Origin of the sequence: Pseudomonas koreensis, from assembly GCF_024169245.1 — a bacterium.
Classification (GTDB): Bacteria; Pseudomonadota; Gammaproteobacteria; order Pseudomonadales; family Pseudomonadaceae; genus Aquipseudomonas; species Aquipseudomonas koreensis_F.
Genome location: NZ_JALJWP010000001.1, coordinates 1,448,816 through 1,465,645 on the forward strand (window position 1 = coordinate 1,448,816; position 16,830 = coordinate 1,465,645).

The following is a 16,830-nucleotide window of genomic DNA, read 5'->3' on the forward strand; positions in this document are numbered from 1 at the left end:
CGCCGATGAAATCGTCACCGCTGCATTGCCGGCAAACGCGACGGCCGCCTCAGCGGAGGCGGCCGTTTCAGCCTCAGCTGTTGTTGTGATCGACCTTGATGGTCGGGTCGCTGCCGGCAATCAGGTTGTGCAGGTTGGCGCTCGCCCAGTTGTTGCCTTCCAGTTTGATCGTCACGTCCGGCGTCGCCGCAGCGGCATCGGCCGAGTTGAATTTGCCCGCCGAGCTGACTTGCAGCGACGACGTGCCATCGACCGTGGTGATTTTCAGGAAGTTGTCGATGGTGCTGCCGGTCTCGCCCTGCAACAGGTCGCGCAGGTCGATGCGGTCGCCTTCGCTGGCTTTGAAATCCTTGATCACGTCGTTACCGGTGTCGCCCGATTTCCAGACGAAGGTGTCACCACCGGAACCGCCGATGAGGATGTCGTTGCCCTGACCGCCGATCAGCGTGTCTTTGCCGCTGCCACCGAGCAGGATGTCATTGCCTTTGCCGCCGTCGAGCAGGTCGTTGCCGCCCGAGCCGAACAGGATGTCATTGCCTGCGCCACCGAGCAGCGTGTCATTACCGTCGTGTGCGCCGGACACATCGAACGCCTGATAGTGCTCGGTGATGTACTGGTGCACGTTGCTGGTGCTGACTTTGCTTACTTCGACGCCGGTTTCCTTGGCGACGAACGCCTGCATCGCCTGGTAACCCTCGCCGGCAATGCCGTTGAAGCTCACCAGATCGCCGAACAGGATGTCGTTGCCTTCGCCACCGTTGACGGTGTCGCTACCGGGCAGCGTCGCTTCGGTATGGCCGATGATCGAGTTGGCCAGGTCTTTCGGATCGATGTTGGTTTGCGGCGTTTTATCCGAATCGTACGGTTTCAGGTCATCAAGAGTGACACCGCTGTTCAGACCAATGGCTTCAACGTTCGACAGGCCGCTGAGCAAGGCAAAGCCGCTGGCCGAGTTGCTGCTCGTCGAAGAGTTGGTGCTGTTACCGGTACCTGCCAGGTTCGACAACTCGTAAGTGCCGTCGCCCTGCGCATGGATGGTGCCCAGATTGCTGCTGCTCCAGCCCCACCATGAGCTGTAGGTCTGCAGAGTCACAGTGCCGGCACTGTTGATCGTCAACGCATGGGTGTTGTCGATGTAGGTGCTGAAGGTGTCGCCCGGCTTGTAGTTGCTGGTTTTCACCACGTCATCGAGCTTCACGTTGCCATAAAGCGTCGGGTTGGTTTGCTCACCGCTCTGGTAGTAGGTCGGCTGGCCGTCGGTGATGAAGTAGGTGAGGTTCTTCGCCCCGGTGTTGGCCACGGCATCGGCACTCTGGAACCAGTTGGCCGTGGTCTTGAACACGTCCTCGTAGTTGGTGCCGCCGCCGGAGCCCATCGAGTCCAGCACGGCTTTGAGTTGCGCCAGCGCGTTCGGGTCGTTGAGATTCACCGACACCGACTTGTTGACCTGGGTATCGAAGTCCACCAGGAAGATGTTCACCGTGCCCGAGTTGCTGCCGCCCAGGCTTTGCTTGAGGCTGTTGAACACCGAAGTCAGCGAGTCCTTCGCGGCATTGAGCGATGCAGCGCTCATGCTTCCCGAGCTGTCGACCATGAACGCAATGTTGTAGTTGGTGCCCGGGACCACGGTCAGGCCGCCGATGTCAGCGACGATGATGTCGTTGCCGTCGGTGCCGGTGACGGTGTCGTCACCCGAGGTGGCGGTGACGGCGTTGTACACCGCCGGCACTACCGTCACCGGAATGGTCGCGGTGCTGCTCGCCGAGCCGCCGACCTGTTCGGTCGACGTCGAAGTCACGGTCAGGTTGAACTGACCGTTGTAGTAGGTCGGCGGAGTCACGGTCAGGGAACCGAGGTTCCAGCCGGTGACGTTGGCTTCGCCATTGCTCGCGGTAACGGTGAAGGAATGGCCCGCGCCATCGCTGAGCACCGAACCGACCGGTGCGCCGCTGATCTTCACGCTCAGGGTTTCCGAGCCGTCGGTGTCGGTCAGCGCGGTGCTGATCGCCGACAGTTTCACCGTGGTGCCTTCGGCGCCGGTGTTGAGCTTGTAGCCGTCGTAATAACCTTCGCCGTTAGTGCCGTGCAGATCCGAGACGGTGACGCCCGAGTTGATCAGATCCTGCACACCGGTGTAGATCGGCACGCCAGCGTTGCTCAGGTCGATCGGTGTGCTGCCGTTGACCGACAGGTTGACGTCGTAGCTGCCCGGGCCGCTCTGGTTGTGGTGGTAGATGTCGAGGGTGTAGTAGCCGCTGGTGGTCGGGGTGAACGAACCATTGATTGCACCGCCCGCGCCCCAGGTACCCGAAGCCACGCTCTTGCCGCCGATGGTGATCAGCAGGCTGTCATCGGCGATGCCGCTGAAGCTGTAGGTCTTGCCGGCTTCCAGGTAAATCAGGCCAGAGGTCTTCGACGCCGTACCGGCGGCGACGCTGCCGTCGGACTGCACGTTGGTGACATTGCCGCTGGAATTCGGTTTGCCGGCCGCGTCGATCACGTTTTTCAGGGTGGTCGAGTTCGCGCCGCTGCCGTCAGTGCCCAAGCCCGAGAGGCCGGTCCAGACTTCCTTGATCAGGCCAGTGGACTTAACGCTGTTGTCGGCCACGGCCACGGTCGGCGCATCCGCCACTGGCGTGATGTCGATCTTCACGGTGCCGGTATTGCCCAGCAGTTGACCGTCGGTAGGCTGGAACTTGATTTGCGCGTAGTCCGCCTGATTGTTGCCCAGGCCGGTGCCGCCGTAACCGTTGGTTCCCGACTCGTTGGCATCCGGCAGGAAGCGCAGTTTGCCGGCGTCGATGTCGGCCTTGCTGAAGGTCTGGTTGTTGGCGACATCTTTCCAGGTCGAGCCGTCCAGATACTGCAGTTTGCCCTCGCCCGGCAGCTGAGTGATCTTGATGCCGAGGCTGCTCGCCGGGCTGTCGACATCGCTGACGCCGAAGGTCGACCAGCCGAGGATCAGCGGCGTGTCTTCGCTGCCGGTGACATTGCTCGGCGCGGCGACCGGTGCATCGTTGACCGCCACCACGTTGACCGTGGTGGTCGCGGTGTTCGAGTAGTTGCCACCATCGGTCACCGTCACGGTGATGACGCGCGGCACGGTACTCGGGTTTTCGCTGCTATTGGTGAAGTTGATGTTCTTGATGGCCTGCATGTAATCGGCCAGCGTCGCGTTACCCGACAGGGTCAAAGTCACTGTGCCGTTGGTGCTGTTGGCATTGATGGTGATGCCGTTGACGCTGTTGCCAAGGTTCAGCGCATCGCCGTCCTGACGGTTGGTCAGCACCACGGTGGCGCCGGTCAGCATGGTGCTGTCCGGGTCGGTGATGCTGAGGTCGGTGTCAGCGATCGACACGCCGGCGCCCGGGGTGTTCTCAGTGAACGTCACTTTGTAATCGGCACCGGTCGCGCCACTGGAGTTGTTGGCGTCCAGATCGAGTACCGGAGGTGCATCGTTGTCGATGATCGAGGTACTGACGCTGCCATTGGTGCTGCTGACCGCGAGGTTCTCGAAGTTGCCGCCGGTAGCCGAATCGATCTTGACCACGAAGTTCTCGGTGCCTTCGGTGATCTTGTCATCGAGGGTGGCGACGTTGAACTGCGCGCTGCTGGCGCCCGCCGGAATCTTCACGGTGTACACACCGGTGAAATCCGAACCGTCGGCAGCGGTGCCGCTGTAGACGATTTTCAGGGTCACTTCGGTCTGCGCCGGGTGATTGAGGCTGACGGTGTAGCTGGCGGTCTGGCCCTCGGCCACCGAGCTGCTGCCACTGATGCTGACGGTAGTGGTGTCGACAGTGTCGGTGACGCTGGTCACCGCCGGCGTGCTGCTCGGTACCAGATTTTCGAAGCTGCCACCGGTGGCGCTGGTGATCGTTGCCTGTACCGAGCCGGCGTCCTTGTAGACGTCGTCGGCGGGTGCTGGAACGTTCACGGTGCCAGTGGTTTCGCCTGCTTTGATGGTGATGACAGCGCCGTTGCTTAGGGTCACGGTGACCGGCGAGCCGGCAGGGTTGGTCAGGGTCGCGGTGTAGGTGATCTGGCCACCTTCGGCTACCGAGCCGGTCGCGCTGAGCGACAGGTTGGTGGTGTCGACGGTGTCGGTCACGGTGGTGCTGACCGGAGTCTTGTCGGCGACCAGATTTTCGAAATTGCCACCGCTGACGTTGGTGATCGCATTGGTGATCGGAGCGTGGCCGGTCAGTGCATCGTTCGGTGCGACGGCGGTCACGGTGCCGGTGGTCTGGCCGACCGCGATAGTGATGTTCTGGCCGTTGGCCAACGTCACGACAACTGGCGAACCGGTGACTGGTGCGCCGACGGTCGCGGTGTAGACGACATTGCCGCCTTCTGCAGCTGTGGCGGTTGCGCTCAGTTTTACGGTGGTGGTGTCGATGGTGTCGGTGACGCTGGTCACTGCTGGCGCGGTGCTCGGCACCAGGTTTTCGAAGTTGCCACCGGTCGCGGTTTTGATCGTGGCCTGCACTGAGCCGGCGTCTTTGTAGACGTCGTCGGACGGTGCCGGGACGGTCACATTGCCGCTGGTTTCGCCAGCCTTGATAGTGATCACGGCACCGTTCGACAAGGTCACGGTCACAGGCGAGCCTGCGGCATTGGTCAGGGTCGCGGTGTAAACAATCGAACCACCTTCTGCCACGGAACCGGTCGCGCTGAGCGACAGGTTGGTGGTGTCGACAGTGTCGGTCACGGTGGTGCTGATCGGAGTCTTGTCGGCAACGAGGTTTTCGAAGTTGCCGCCGGTTACACCACTGATCGAGTTAGTGATTGGAGCGTTGCCGGTCAGCGCATCGTTCGAAGCAACAGCGGTTGCAGTGCCAGTAGTATGGCCGACGCCGATGGTGATGGTCTGGCCGTTGGCCAAAGTCACGACGACAGGCGAGCCGGTGACCGGAGCGCCAACCGTGGCGGTGTAGGTCACGGTGCCGCCTTCAGCCACCGAAGTATCAGCGGTCAGCTTGACCGTCGAAGTATCGATGGTGTCAGTGACTGTCGTCACGGCCGGAACAGTGCTCGGTACCAGGTTTTCGAAGTTGCCACCGGTTGCGGTTTTGATCGTGGCCTGCACCGAGCCGGCGTCTTTGTAGACGTCGTCGGACGGGGCAGGAACGGTCACATTACCGCTGGTTTCGCCAGCCTTGATGGTGATTACGGCGCCGTTCGACAAAGTCACGGTCACAGGCGAGCCTGCGGCGTTGGTCAGGGTCGCGGTGTACGTGATCTGGCCACCTTCGGCCACAGAACCGGTCGCCGACAGGGACAGGTTGGTGGTGTCGACGGTGTCGGTCACGGTGGTGCTGACCGGAGTCTTGTCGGCGACGAGGTTTTCGAAGTTGCCACCGCTGACGTTGGTGATCGCATTGGTGATCGGCGCGTGGCCGGTCAATGCATCGTTCGAAGCAACAGCGGTTGCAGTGCCGGTAGTTTGGCCGACGCCGATGGTGATGGTTTGGCCATTGGCCAAAGTCACGACCACAGGCGAACCAGTGACCGGAGCGCCAACTGTCGCGGTGTAAGTCACGGTGCCGCCTTCAGCCACCGATGTATCGGCGGTCAATTTGACCGTCGACGTGTCGATGGTGTCGGTGACAGTCGTCACCGCTGGAGCAGTGCTCGGAACGAGGTTCTCGAAATTACCGCCGGTAGCGCTGGTGATCGTCGCCTGCACGGAGCCGGCATCTTTGTAGACGTCATCGGACGGTGCCGGAACGGTCGCAGTGCCGGTGGTTTCGCCAGCCTTGATGATGATCACGGCACCGTTCGACAGGGTCACGGTTACAGGCGAGCCAGCGGCGTTGGTCAGCGTAGCGGTGTAAATGATCGAGCCACCTTCGGCCACAGAACCTGTCGCGCTCAGGGACAGACTCGTGGTGTCGACGGTGTCGGTCACGGTGGTGCTGACCGGAGTCTTGTCGGCGACGAGGTTTTCGAAGTTGCCGCCGCTGACGTTGGTGATCGCATTGGTGATCGGCGCATGGCCGGTCAGGGCATCGTTCGAAGCAACAGCGATAGCAGTGCCGGTAGTTTGACCGACGCCGATGGTGATGGTCTGGCCGTTGGCCAGAGTCACGACGACAGGCGAACCAGTAACAGGCGCGCCCACGGTAGCCGTGTAAGTCACGGTGCCGCCTTCTGCTACCGAGGTATCGGCGGTCAATTTGACCGTCGAAGTATCGATGGTGTCGGTGACTTGAGTGACGGCTGGCGTGGTGCTCGGAACAAGGTTCTCGAAATTGCCACCGGTGGCGCTAGTGATCGTTGCCTGGACGGAGCCGGCGTCTTTGTAGACGTCATCGGACGGTGCCGGAACGGTCGCAGTGCCGCTGGTTTCGCCTGCTTTGATGGTGATGACAGCGCCGTTCGACAAGGTCACGGTCACAGGCGAGCCTGCGGCGTTGGTCAACGTCGCTGTGTACACAATCGAGCCACCCTCGGCCACCGAACCTGTCGCACTCAGCGACAGATTGGTAGTGTCGGCAACGTCTGTGACGGAAGTCGAAACCGGGGTTTTATCCGCCACCAGATTCTCGAAATTACCGCCGCTTACGCCAGTGATCGAGTTGGTCAGCGGAGCGTTGCCGGTCAGCGCATCGTTCGGTGCAGTGTAGGTGATGGAACCAGTGGTCTGGCCGACGGCGATGGTGATGTTCTGACCGTTCGCCAGGGTCACAACCACAGGCGAACCAGTAACTGGTGCGCCGACGGTTGCGGTGTAAGTGACCGTGCCGCCTTCTGCTACAGAAGTATCAGCGGTCAGTTTGACCGTCGAAGTGTCGACGGTGTCAGTGACTTGGGTGATCGCTGGCGTAGTGCTCGGAACAAGGTTCTCGAAATTGCCACCGGTAGCGCCGGTGATCGTTGCCTGGACGGAGCCGGCGTCTTTGTAGACGTCATCGGACGGTGCCGGAACGGTCGCAGTGCCGGTGGTCTCGCCAGCCTTGATAGTGATCACGGCGCCGTTCGACAAGGTCACGGTCACAGGCGAGCCTGCAGCGTTGGTCAGTGTCGCGGTGTACGTAATCTGACCGCCCTCAGCCACAGAACCGGTCGCGCTCAGCGACAGATTGGTAGTGTCGGCAACGTCTGTGACGGAAGTCGAAACTGGCGTTTTATCCGCCACCAGGTTTTCGAAATTACCGCCGCTTACGCCAGTGATCGAAGTTGTCAGCGGAGCGTTGCCGGTCAGCGCATCGTTCGGTGCGGTGAAGGTCGCAGTGCCGGAAGTCTGGCCTACAGCGATGGTGATGGTCTGGCCGTTGGCCAGAGTCACGACGACAGGCGAACCAGTAACAGGCGCGCCCACGGTAGCCGTGTAAGTCACGGTACCGCCTTCAGCGACCGAGGTATCGGCGGTCAGTTTGACCGTCGAAGTGTCGATGGTATCGGTGACTTGAGTGACGGCTGGCGTGGTGCTCGGAACAAGGTTCTCGAAATTGCCACCGGTGGCGGTTTTGATCGTGGCCTGCACCGAGCCGGCGTCTTTGTAGACGTCGTCGGACGGGGCAGCAACGGTTGCGGTGCCGCTGGTTTCACCAGGCTTGATAGTGATCACGGCGCCGTTCGACAAGGTCACGGTCACAGGCGAGCCAGCGGCGTTTGTCAGCGTCGCGGTGTACGTGATCTGGCCACCTTCCGCCACAGAACCTGTCGCACTCAGCGACAGGTTGGTGGTGTCGGCAACGTCCGTGACAGAAGTCGAAACCGGAGTTTTATCCGCCACCAGATTTTCGAAGTTACCGCCGGTTACGCCAGTGATCGAGTTGGTCAGTGGAGCGTTGCCGGTCAGCGCATCGTTCGGTGCGGTGAAGGTCGCAGTGCCGGAAGTCTGGCCTACAGCGATGGTGATGGTCTGGCCGTTGGCCAGAGTCACGACGACAGGCGAACCAGTAACAGGCGCGCCCACGGTAGCCGTGTAAGTCACGGTGCCGCCTTCAGCGACCGAGGTATCGGCGGTCAGTTTGACCGTCGAAGTGTCGATGGTATCGGTGACTTGAGTGACGGCTGGCGTAGTGCTCGGAACAAGGTTCTCGAAATTGCCACCGGTGGCGCCGGTGATCGTCGCCTGGACAGAACCAGCGTCCTTGTACACGTCATCGGAGGGTGCCGGAACGGTCACATTGCCGGTGGTTTCACCAGCCTTGATGGTGATCACTGCGCCGTTCGACAAAGTCACGGTCACAGGCGACCCAGCGGCGTTTGTCAGCGTCGCGGTGTACGTGATCTGGCCACCTTCCGCCACAGAACCGGTCGCACTCAGCGACAGGTTGGTGGTGTCGGCAACATCTGTGACAGAAGTCGAAACCGGAGTTTTATCCGCCACCAGATTTTCGAAGTTACCGCCGGTTACGCCAGTGATCGAGTTGATCAGTGGAGCATTGCCAGTCAGCGCATCGTTCGGCGCGGTAAAGGTTGCGGTGCCTGTGGTCTGGCCAACAGCGATGGTGATGTTCTGACCATTGGCCAGAGTCACGACGACAGGCGAGCCGGTGACCGGAGCGCCAACCGTGGCGGTGTAAGTCACGGTGCCGCCCTCAGCAACCGAAGTATCGGCCGTCAGTTTGACGGTCGAAGTATCGATGGTGTCAGTGACTGTAGTGACTGCTGGCGTGGTGCTCGGCACCAGGTTTTCGAAGTTGCCACCGGTGGCGCTGGTGATCGTCGCCTGCACGGAGCCGGCGTCTTTGTAGACGTCATCGGCAGGTGCCGCAACGGTCACGGTGCCAGTGGTTTTACCCGCGTCGATGGTGATCGTGGCGCCGTTCGACAGGGTCACGGTCACAGGCGAGCCTGCGGCGTTGGTCAGCGTCGCGGTGTAGGTGATCTGCCCGCCTTCGGCGACCGAATCGCTGGCGGTCAGGTTCAGGTTGGTGGTGTCGGTGGTGTCCGATACCACGGTGTCGGCGGACTTGCCGTCGACCACCAGTTTTTCGTAATTGCCGCCTGTGGCGCCATCGATGGTCACGCTCAACGAGCTGCCGCCCGCCAATGGGCTGTTCGGCGCGACGTAGTTGACGCTGCCGGTGGTTTCGCCGACCGCGATGGTGATGGTCTGGCCGTTAGACAGGCTGACGATCACCGGTGAACCGGTCACTGGCGCGCCCACGGTCGCGGTGTAGACCACGGTTTCGCCTTCGGCGACGTTCGCGGTGGCGCTCAGCGATACGGTGGAGGTATCGATGGTGTCGTTGACCGTGGTCACCGCTGGCGCTGTGCTGGTGACGAGTTTTTCGAAGTTACCGCCCGTTGCGCTCTGGATGGTTGCTTCAACGCTGCCCGCGTCTCTGTAGACGTCGTCTTTCGGCGCATCGACAGTCACGGTGCCAGTGGTTTTGCCGGCGTCGATGGTGATCGTCGCGCCATTGCTCAAGGTCACGGTGACCGGTGTGCCGGCGGCGTTGCTCAGGGTCGCGGTGTAGGTGATCTGGCCGCCTTCGTTTACCGCACCGGTGGCGCTGAGCGACAGGTTGGTGGTGTCGACGGTATCGGTCACGGTGGTGCTGACCGGAGTTTTGTCGGCGACGAGGTTTTCGAAGTTACCGCCGCTGACATTGGTGATCGAGTTGGTCAGCGGCGCGTGGCCGGCGAGGACGTCGTTCGGCGCGGTGGTGCTGACACTGCCGCTGGTCTTGCCGACTTCGATGGTGATGTTCTGACCGTTGGCCAGGGTCACGACCACAGGCGAACCGGTGACCGGCGCGCCAACCGTGGCGGTGTAGGTGACCATGCCGCCTTCGGCCGCTGTATCGGTGGCAGTCAGTTTGACCGTCGAGGTGTCGACGGTGTCGGTGACATCGGTGACCGCTGGCGTGGTGCTTGGCACCAGGTTTTCAAAGTTGCCGCCGGTGGCATCCTTGATCGTGACTTCAACTTTGCCGGCGTCTTTGTAGACGTCATCGGCAGGTGCCGGAACGGTGACGGTGCCAGTGGTTTTCCCAGCCTCGATGGTGATCACCGCGCCGTTGCTCAGATTCACGGTAACCGGGGTGCCGGCCGGGTTGCTCAGGGTCGCGGTGTAGACAATCGAACCGCCCTCGGCCACGGCGCCGGTCGCGGACAACGACAGGGAGGTGGTATCGGCGACGTCAGTCACCGAGGTCACCGCCGGGGTCTGGTCGGCCACGAGATTTTCGTAATTGCCACCGCTGGCGCCGTCGATTTTCACGCTCAAGGTGTTGCCGCCGGCCTGTGCATCGTTCGGCGCGGTGAAGTTGACGCTGGCGCTGCTGGCGCCGACCGGAATGGTGATGGTCTGGCCGTTGGACAGGGTGACTACTACCGGCGAACCAGTGACCGGTGCGGTCACCGAAGCGGTGTAGACGACCACGCCGCCTTCTACCGCGCTGGCGCTGGCGGTCAGCGAAACGGTGCTGTTGTCGATGGTGTCGGTAACATTGGTGACTGCCGGGGTCTTGTCGACCACCAGGTTTTCAAAGTTGCCACCGCTGGTCTTGGTGATGCTCGCATCGACCTTGCCGGCGTCCTTGTATACGTCATCGGCGGGCGCGGCGACGGTTGCGCTGCCGGTGCTCGCACCCTTGGCAATGTTGATCACCGCTCCGTTGCTCAGAGTCACGGTCATGGCAGTGCCGGCCGGATTGCTCAGGGTTGCGGTGTAGACGATCGAGCCGCCCTCGGCAACGCTGCCGGTGGCGCTCAGGCTGATATCGGTGGTGTCGACGGCGTCGGTGACTTTGGTCACCACTGCCGAACGATCGGCCTCGACGCGCTCGAAATTGCCGCCGCTGTGGCTGGCGATTGCCGTCCGCACGTTGCTGCCATCGATGTAAGGCGTGTTGGCAGGCGCCGGGAAATTCACCGAACCGCTGGTGGCGCCGGCTGCGATATTGATCACTGCGCCGTTGGCCAGGGTCACAGTCATCGCGGTGCCGGCCGGGTTGCTCAGGGTCGCGGTGTAGGTGATCTGGCCACCTTCGCTGACGGTATCGCTGGCAGTCAGGGTCAGGGCGGTTGTGTCGACGGTATCGTTGACTGTGGTGCTGACCGGAGTCTTGCTGACGTCGAGCTTTTCGAAGTTGCCGCCGCTGGCATCGGTCATGGTCACGGTGAGCTTGCTGACGTCCTTGTAGACGTCATCGGTCGGTGCGGCAATCGTCACCGAACCGCTGGTCTTGCCCGCTTCAATAGTGATGGTCTGGCCATTGCTCAGGTTGACCGTCACCGGGGTCTGCGCGGCGTTGGTCAGCGTTGCGGTGTAAGTGATCGAAGCGCCTTCGAGCACATAGCTTTCCGCGCTGAGGGTCAGGTGCGTGGTGTTGACGGTGTCGGCAACATTGGTCACCGCAGGCGTAGTGCTCGGCACCAGATTTTCGAAGTTGCCACCGGTGGCGTCCTTGATGGTCACTTCGACTTTGCCGGCGTCTTTGTAGACGTCATCGGCCGGCGCCGGAACGGTCACGGTGCCGGTGGTCTTGCCCGCTTCAATGGTGATGACCGAGCCGTTGCTCAGATTGACGGTAACCGGCGTACCGGCCGGATTGCTCAGCGTCGCGGTGTAGGTGATCTGCCCGCCTTCGTTGACATTGCCGGTGGCAGTCAGCGCGACGCTGGTGGTGTCGACGGTGTCGGTTACGGTGGTGCTGACCGGAGTCTTGTCGGCCACCAGATTCTCGTAGTTACCACCGCTGACATTGGTGATCGAGTTGGTCAGCGGTGCGTGACCGATCTGCACGTCATTCGATACGGGGGCGGTAACGCTGCCGATCGTCTGGCCGACGGCGATGGTGATGTTCTGGCCGTTGGCCAATGTCACGACAACAGGCGAGCCGGTGACGGGCGCACCGACAGTGGCGGTGTAGGTGACGGTGCCGCCCTCGGCGACCGAAGTGTCAGCGGTCAATTTGACCGTCGAGGTGTCGATGGTGTCGGTGACTTGAGTGACCGCTGGCGTGGTGCTCGGAACAAGGTTCTCGAAATTACCACCGGTAGCGCTGGTGATCGTTGCCTGGACGGAACCGGCGTCTTTGTAGACGTCATCGGATGGTGCAGGAACGGTCGCAGTGCCGCTGGTTTCGCCAGCCTTGATGGTGATCACGGCACCATTCGACAAGGTCACGGTCACTGGCGAGCCAGCAGCATTGGTCAAGGTAGCGGTGTAAGTGATCTGGCCGCCTTCAGCCATGGAAGCGGTCGCACTCAGCGCCAGATTGGTGGTGTCGGCAACGTCGGTGACGGTGGTCGAAACTGGAGTTTTGTCCGCAACCAGGTTTTCGTAGTTGCCACCGGTTACGCCAGTGATCGAATTGGTCAGCGGAGCGTTGCCGGTCAAGGCATCGTTCGGTGCGGTGTAGGTGATGGAGCCAGTGGTCTGGCCGACGGCAATGGTGATGTTCTGGCCGTTGGCCAACGTCACGACCACAGGCGAGCCGGTGACTGGCGCGCCGACGGTGGCGGTGTAAGTCACGGTGCCGCCTTCGGCAACCGAGGTGTCTGCGGTCAGCTTCACTGTCGAGGTGTCGACGGTGTCAGTGATTTCGGTCACCGCCGGGGTGGTGCTCGGGACCAGGCTCTCAAAGTTGCCGCCGGTGGCTTCCTTGATGCTGACTTCGACCTGGCCGGCGTCTTTGTAGACGTCATCTGCAGGCGCTGGAAGGGTCACGGTGCCGGTGGTTTTGCCGGCATCAATGGTGATCACCGAGCCGTTGCTCAGGGTCACGGTTACCGGAGTGCCAGCCGGATTCGTCAACGTGGCGGTGTAGGTGATCTGGCCGCCCTCGGCCACAGTGCCGGTGGCGCTGAGGCTCAGGCCAGTATCATCGACCGAGTCGGTGATGGTGGTGACCGCTGGCGTGTTGCTTGGCACCAGGTTTTCGAAGTTGCCACCGGTTGCGCCAGTGATCGTGGTGCTGACGGTGCTGCCATTGTTGTAGACGTCATTGGCCGCAGTCGGCACGTTGACGGTGCCGACAGTCTCGCCAGCCGCAATGGTGATGGTCGAGCCGTTCGACAGGGTGACGGTTACCGGGGTTTGCGCCGGGTTGGTCAGGGTCGCGGTGTAAGTGATCTGGCCGCCTTCAACAATGTTGTTGGTCGCGGTCAGGGTCAGGCCGGTGTTATCGACTGAGTCGGCAATCGTAGTGACTGCTGGCGCCGGATTCGGCACCAGGTTCTCGAAGTTGCCACCATTGGCCCCGGTGATCGTCGTCGTAACGGTGCTGCTGTTGTTATAGACGTCGTTAGGCGGGGTTGGCACGTTGACGGTGCCGACGGTTTCGCCGGCCGCAATGGTGATGGTCGAGCCGTTCGACAGGGTGACGGTTACCGGGGTTTGCGCCGGGTTGGTCAGGGTCGCGGTGTAGGTGATCTGGCCGCCTTCGACGATGTTGTTGGTCGCGGTCAGGCTCAGGCCGGTGTTGTCGACCGAGTCGGTGATGGTGGTGACCGCTGGCGTGTTGCTTGGCACCAGGTTTTCGAAGTTGCCACCGGTTGCGCCAGTGATCGTGGTGCTGACGGTGCTGCCATTGTTGTAGACGTCATTGGCCGCAGTCGGCACGTTGACGGTGCCGACAGTCTCGCCAGCCGCAATGGTGATGGTCGAGCCGTTCGACAGGGTGACGGTTACCGGGGTTTGCGCCGGGTTGGTCAGGGTCGCGGTGTAGGTGATCTGGCCGCCTTCAACGATGTTGTTGGTCGCGGTCAGGGTCAGGCCAGTGTTGTCGACCGAGTCGGTGATGGTGGTGACCGCTGGCGTGTTGCTTGGCACCAGGTTTTCGAAATTGCCACCGGTAGCGCCAGTGATCGTGGTGCTGACGGTGCTGCCGTTGTTGTAAACGTCATTGGCCGCAGTCGGCACGTTGACGGTGCCGACGGTTTCGCCGGCCGCAATGGTGATGGTCGAGCCGTTCGACAGGGTGACGGTTACCGGCGTCTGCGCCGGGTTGGTCAGGGTCGCGGTGTAAGTGATCTGGCCGCCTTCAACAATGTTGTTGGTCGCGGTCAGGGTCAGACCGGTGTTATCGACTGAGTCGGCAATCGTAGTGACTGCTGGCGTCGGGTTCGGCACCAGGTTTTCGAAGTTGCCACCGGTTGCGCCAGTGATCGTGGTGCTGACGGTGCTGCCGTTGTTGTAAACGTCATTGGCCGCAGTCGGCACGTTGACGGTGCCGGTAGTCTGGCCAGCGCCGATAGTAATAGTCGAGCCATTGGACAGGGTTACGGTTACCGGGGTTTGCGCCGGGTTGGTCAATGTCGCGGTGTAAGTGATCTGCCCACCTTCGGTGACGCTCGAGCCAGCCGTCAAGGTAACGGTAGTGGTGTCGACGGTGTCGGTGACTTGCGTGGTCGCCGGGATAGTCGGCGGGGTCACGGTGATGCCGTTGCCGCCGCTGGTGCCGGTGACGGTCACGTCGATCTGGGTCGGGTCGTTATAGACCGTGTCGTTCGGCGCCAGCGGCACGTTGACGGTGCCGGTGGTGGCGCCGGCGGGAATGACGATTACTGCGCCGTTGGACAGGGTGATAGTCAGGTCGGTCAGCGGTGCCTGGGTCAGGGTCGCGGTGTACACCAGCACGCCGCCGGCTTCGGTGATGGTCGGCGTGGCGCTGAGGCTCAGGGTCGAGTCACGCAGTGCGTTGGTGGTGGTGTCGGTGGTCAGGCCGCCCGTGGTGTCCTGCGCGACTTGCCCGGCAGAATTGATGCCCGCCGTGGGGAAGCCAATGGTCGGATCGACGCGGCCAGCGGTTGCGTCGAGCATGACGAAGCTGTGACCACCACCGGCCGCACCGCCGGTACCTGCGGCGGTCGGGCCGGCCGCGGTGGACTCGAGTGCGGTGGTCGGGTCGACACCGGCGGCGATGGCTTGCTGCAGTTCTTCAACAGAAGGTGCCGCCTGCGCGGTGGCTTCGGCCAGGTCAGTGCTGGAGTCAGGCGAGTTGGCGCTCCACTGGGTGTCGCGGCCCAGATCGAGCGTGCGGCCATCGGCCAGTTCCAGCGACACTGCGCCAGACAGACCGGTATCGATCTGGTCGCCGACATACAGGCGATCGCCTTCAACGAGTACGCGACGCACGCCCTCTGGGGACACCACGAAAACCTGACCGACAATGCTTTTGACGACGGCAACAACACTGCTCATTGAAGACTCTCCGGGTGTCACATTCAGTTGACTTCCATGGACCTGACGGGCGTCGGCGCCACTTCAGTCTGGACGTACTTTCGATAAAATGGATAACTTGTTGACGCTGCATTTCGTCAATAATCTGGCTATATATTTTCGCGATTAACTTTATGCCAAACTATTGACCTTCTGGGAGCCATCCTAAACAATCGCCCCACTAATGTCACATTGATATTTCCGCGGCGACCTGTCCTTCAGCGTGTCATCCAGTTCCTCTTTTGAACTTTCCGACATACGGTCATTCGGGTTGCCATCATCCGACGCAGCGCCACGTTTCTGCTGTGATTCAAGACAAGAAGTTCCGGGAAAATTCCAACCATGCGTTCGCTTTTGCTCCTTGCCGCACCCTTCGCTCTCGCCGCCTCTTTTGCACAAGCACAATCCTTACCAGAAGCCATGCAACAGGCGCTGGATGTCCATCCGGAGATTCAGGCGGGGGTCAACAGTCGATTGGCGGCGGATTATCAATTAAAGGCGGCGAAAGGGGGATACCTGCCCAAGGTCGATCTGCTGGGCGGCTATGGCCGTGAAGGCACTGACAGCGTGACGACCCGAGCGAACGGTGGCGGCAATCACTGGGAGACTTTGAACCGCAGCGAGTCAAGTTTACGTCTCTCGCAAATGGTTTTTGACGGATTTGCGACGTCCAACGAAGTGGCGCGTCAACAAGCCAACGTCAGCTCCCGTGCTTATTCCTTGTTGGGCACTTCCGAGCGCACCGCGCTGACCGTCGCCCAGGTATATCTGGACGTACTGACCCGCCGCGAATTCGTTCGTCTGGCCGAGGAAAACCTCAAGAGCCACCAGCGCATCTACGACCAGATCCAGTTGCGCACCCAGCGCGGCGTCGGCAGCGGTGCCGACCTTGATCAGGCTGAAGCCCGTATGGCCCAGGCCCGCAACAACCTGATCACCGAACAGACCAACCTCGCCGATGCGGAAACCAACTTCCTCAGCGCCGTCGGCCAGATGCCAGACCAGCTCGAGCGGCCGGCGCCGTTCATGGCGATGATGCCGGCCAACCTCAATGAGGCCCGCGCGCAGATGCTGGAAAACAGCCCGATCCTGCGCTCCGCCGAGTCGGACATCGCCGCTGCCGAAAAGCAGTTCGCCACCGCGAAATCGACCTTCTACCCGCGCTTCGACGCCGAACTGGGCCGCACCGCGGATAACGATCTCGACGGCCAGAACGGCCACAACAACGAATGGCAGGCCATGCTGCGCATGCGCTTCAACCTGTATTCCGGCGGCAGCAACAAAGCTGATCTGGAAGCCAAGTCGTACCTGGCCAACCAGGCGCTGGATATCCGCAACAACGCCCTGCGTCAGTTGAACGAAGAGCTTGGCCTGGCCTGGAACGCGCTGAACAACGCCAACGCCCAGGTGCCGATTGCCCAGCAGTACGTCGATCACAGCACCTCGGTGCGTACCGCCTACCAGCGTCAATTCAGCCTCGGCGAACGCACCCTGCTGGACTTGCTCGACAGCGAAAACGAACTGTTCACCGCCTCGCGGCGTCTGGCGGAAATCAAGAACATTCAGTTATTTACTCAGTACCGAATCAAGGCGACCATGGGCCAATTGCTCAAAAGCCAGGGAGTGGTCGCACCGTTGGCATCCGTTGTGCAGAACGACGTGAAGCCCAAGGTCCAGCTGCCTGGGATGAACTGAGTTAT

At 61.6% G+C, this 16,830-nt stretch carries 2 protein-coding genes; one reads left to right on the forward strand and one right to left on the reverse strand.

Features of this window, described 5'->3' with window-relative positions; genetic code table 11:
- Positions 1–73 precede the first annotated feature (73 nt).
- Positions 74–15,112: a LapA family giant adhesin gene (locus J2Y90_RS06750; RefSeq protein WP_253497736.1), complete on the reverse strand. Its 15,039-nt coding sequence runs from the start codon at positions 15,110–15,112 to the stop codon at positions 74–76.
- Between the two features lie 360 nt (positions 15,113–15,472).
- On the opposite strand from J2Y90_RS06750, the gene J2Y90_RS06755 reads away from it, so the two are divergent.
- Positions 15,473–16,825: a TolC family outer membrane protein gene (locus J2Y90_RS06755; RefSeq protein WP_253497739.1), complete on the forward strand. Its 1,353-nt coding sequence runs from the start codon at positions 15,473–15,475 to the stop codon at positions 16,823–16,825.
- Positions 16,826–16,830 lie beyond the last annotated feature (5 nt).

Coding starts and splice junctions, on each gene's coding strand:
- J2Y90_RS06755 (WP_253497739.1), top strand. CDS start 15,473: ATGCGTTCGCTTTTGCTCCTTGCCGCACCCTTCGCTCTCGCCGCCTCT.
- J2Y90_RS06750 (WP_253497736.1), bottom strand. CDS start 15,112: ATGAGCAGTGTTGTTGCCGTCGTCAAAAGCATTGTCGGTCAGGTTTTC.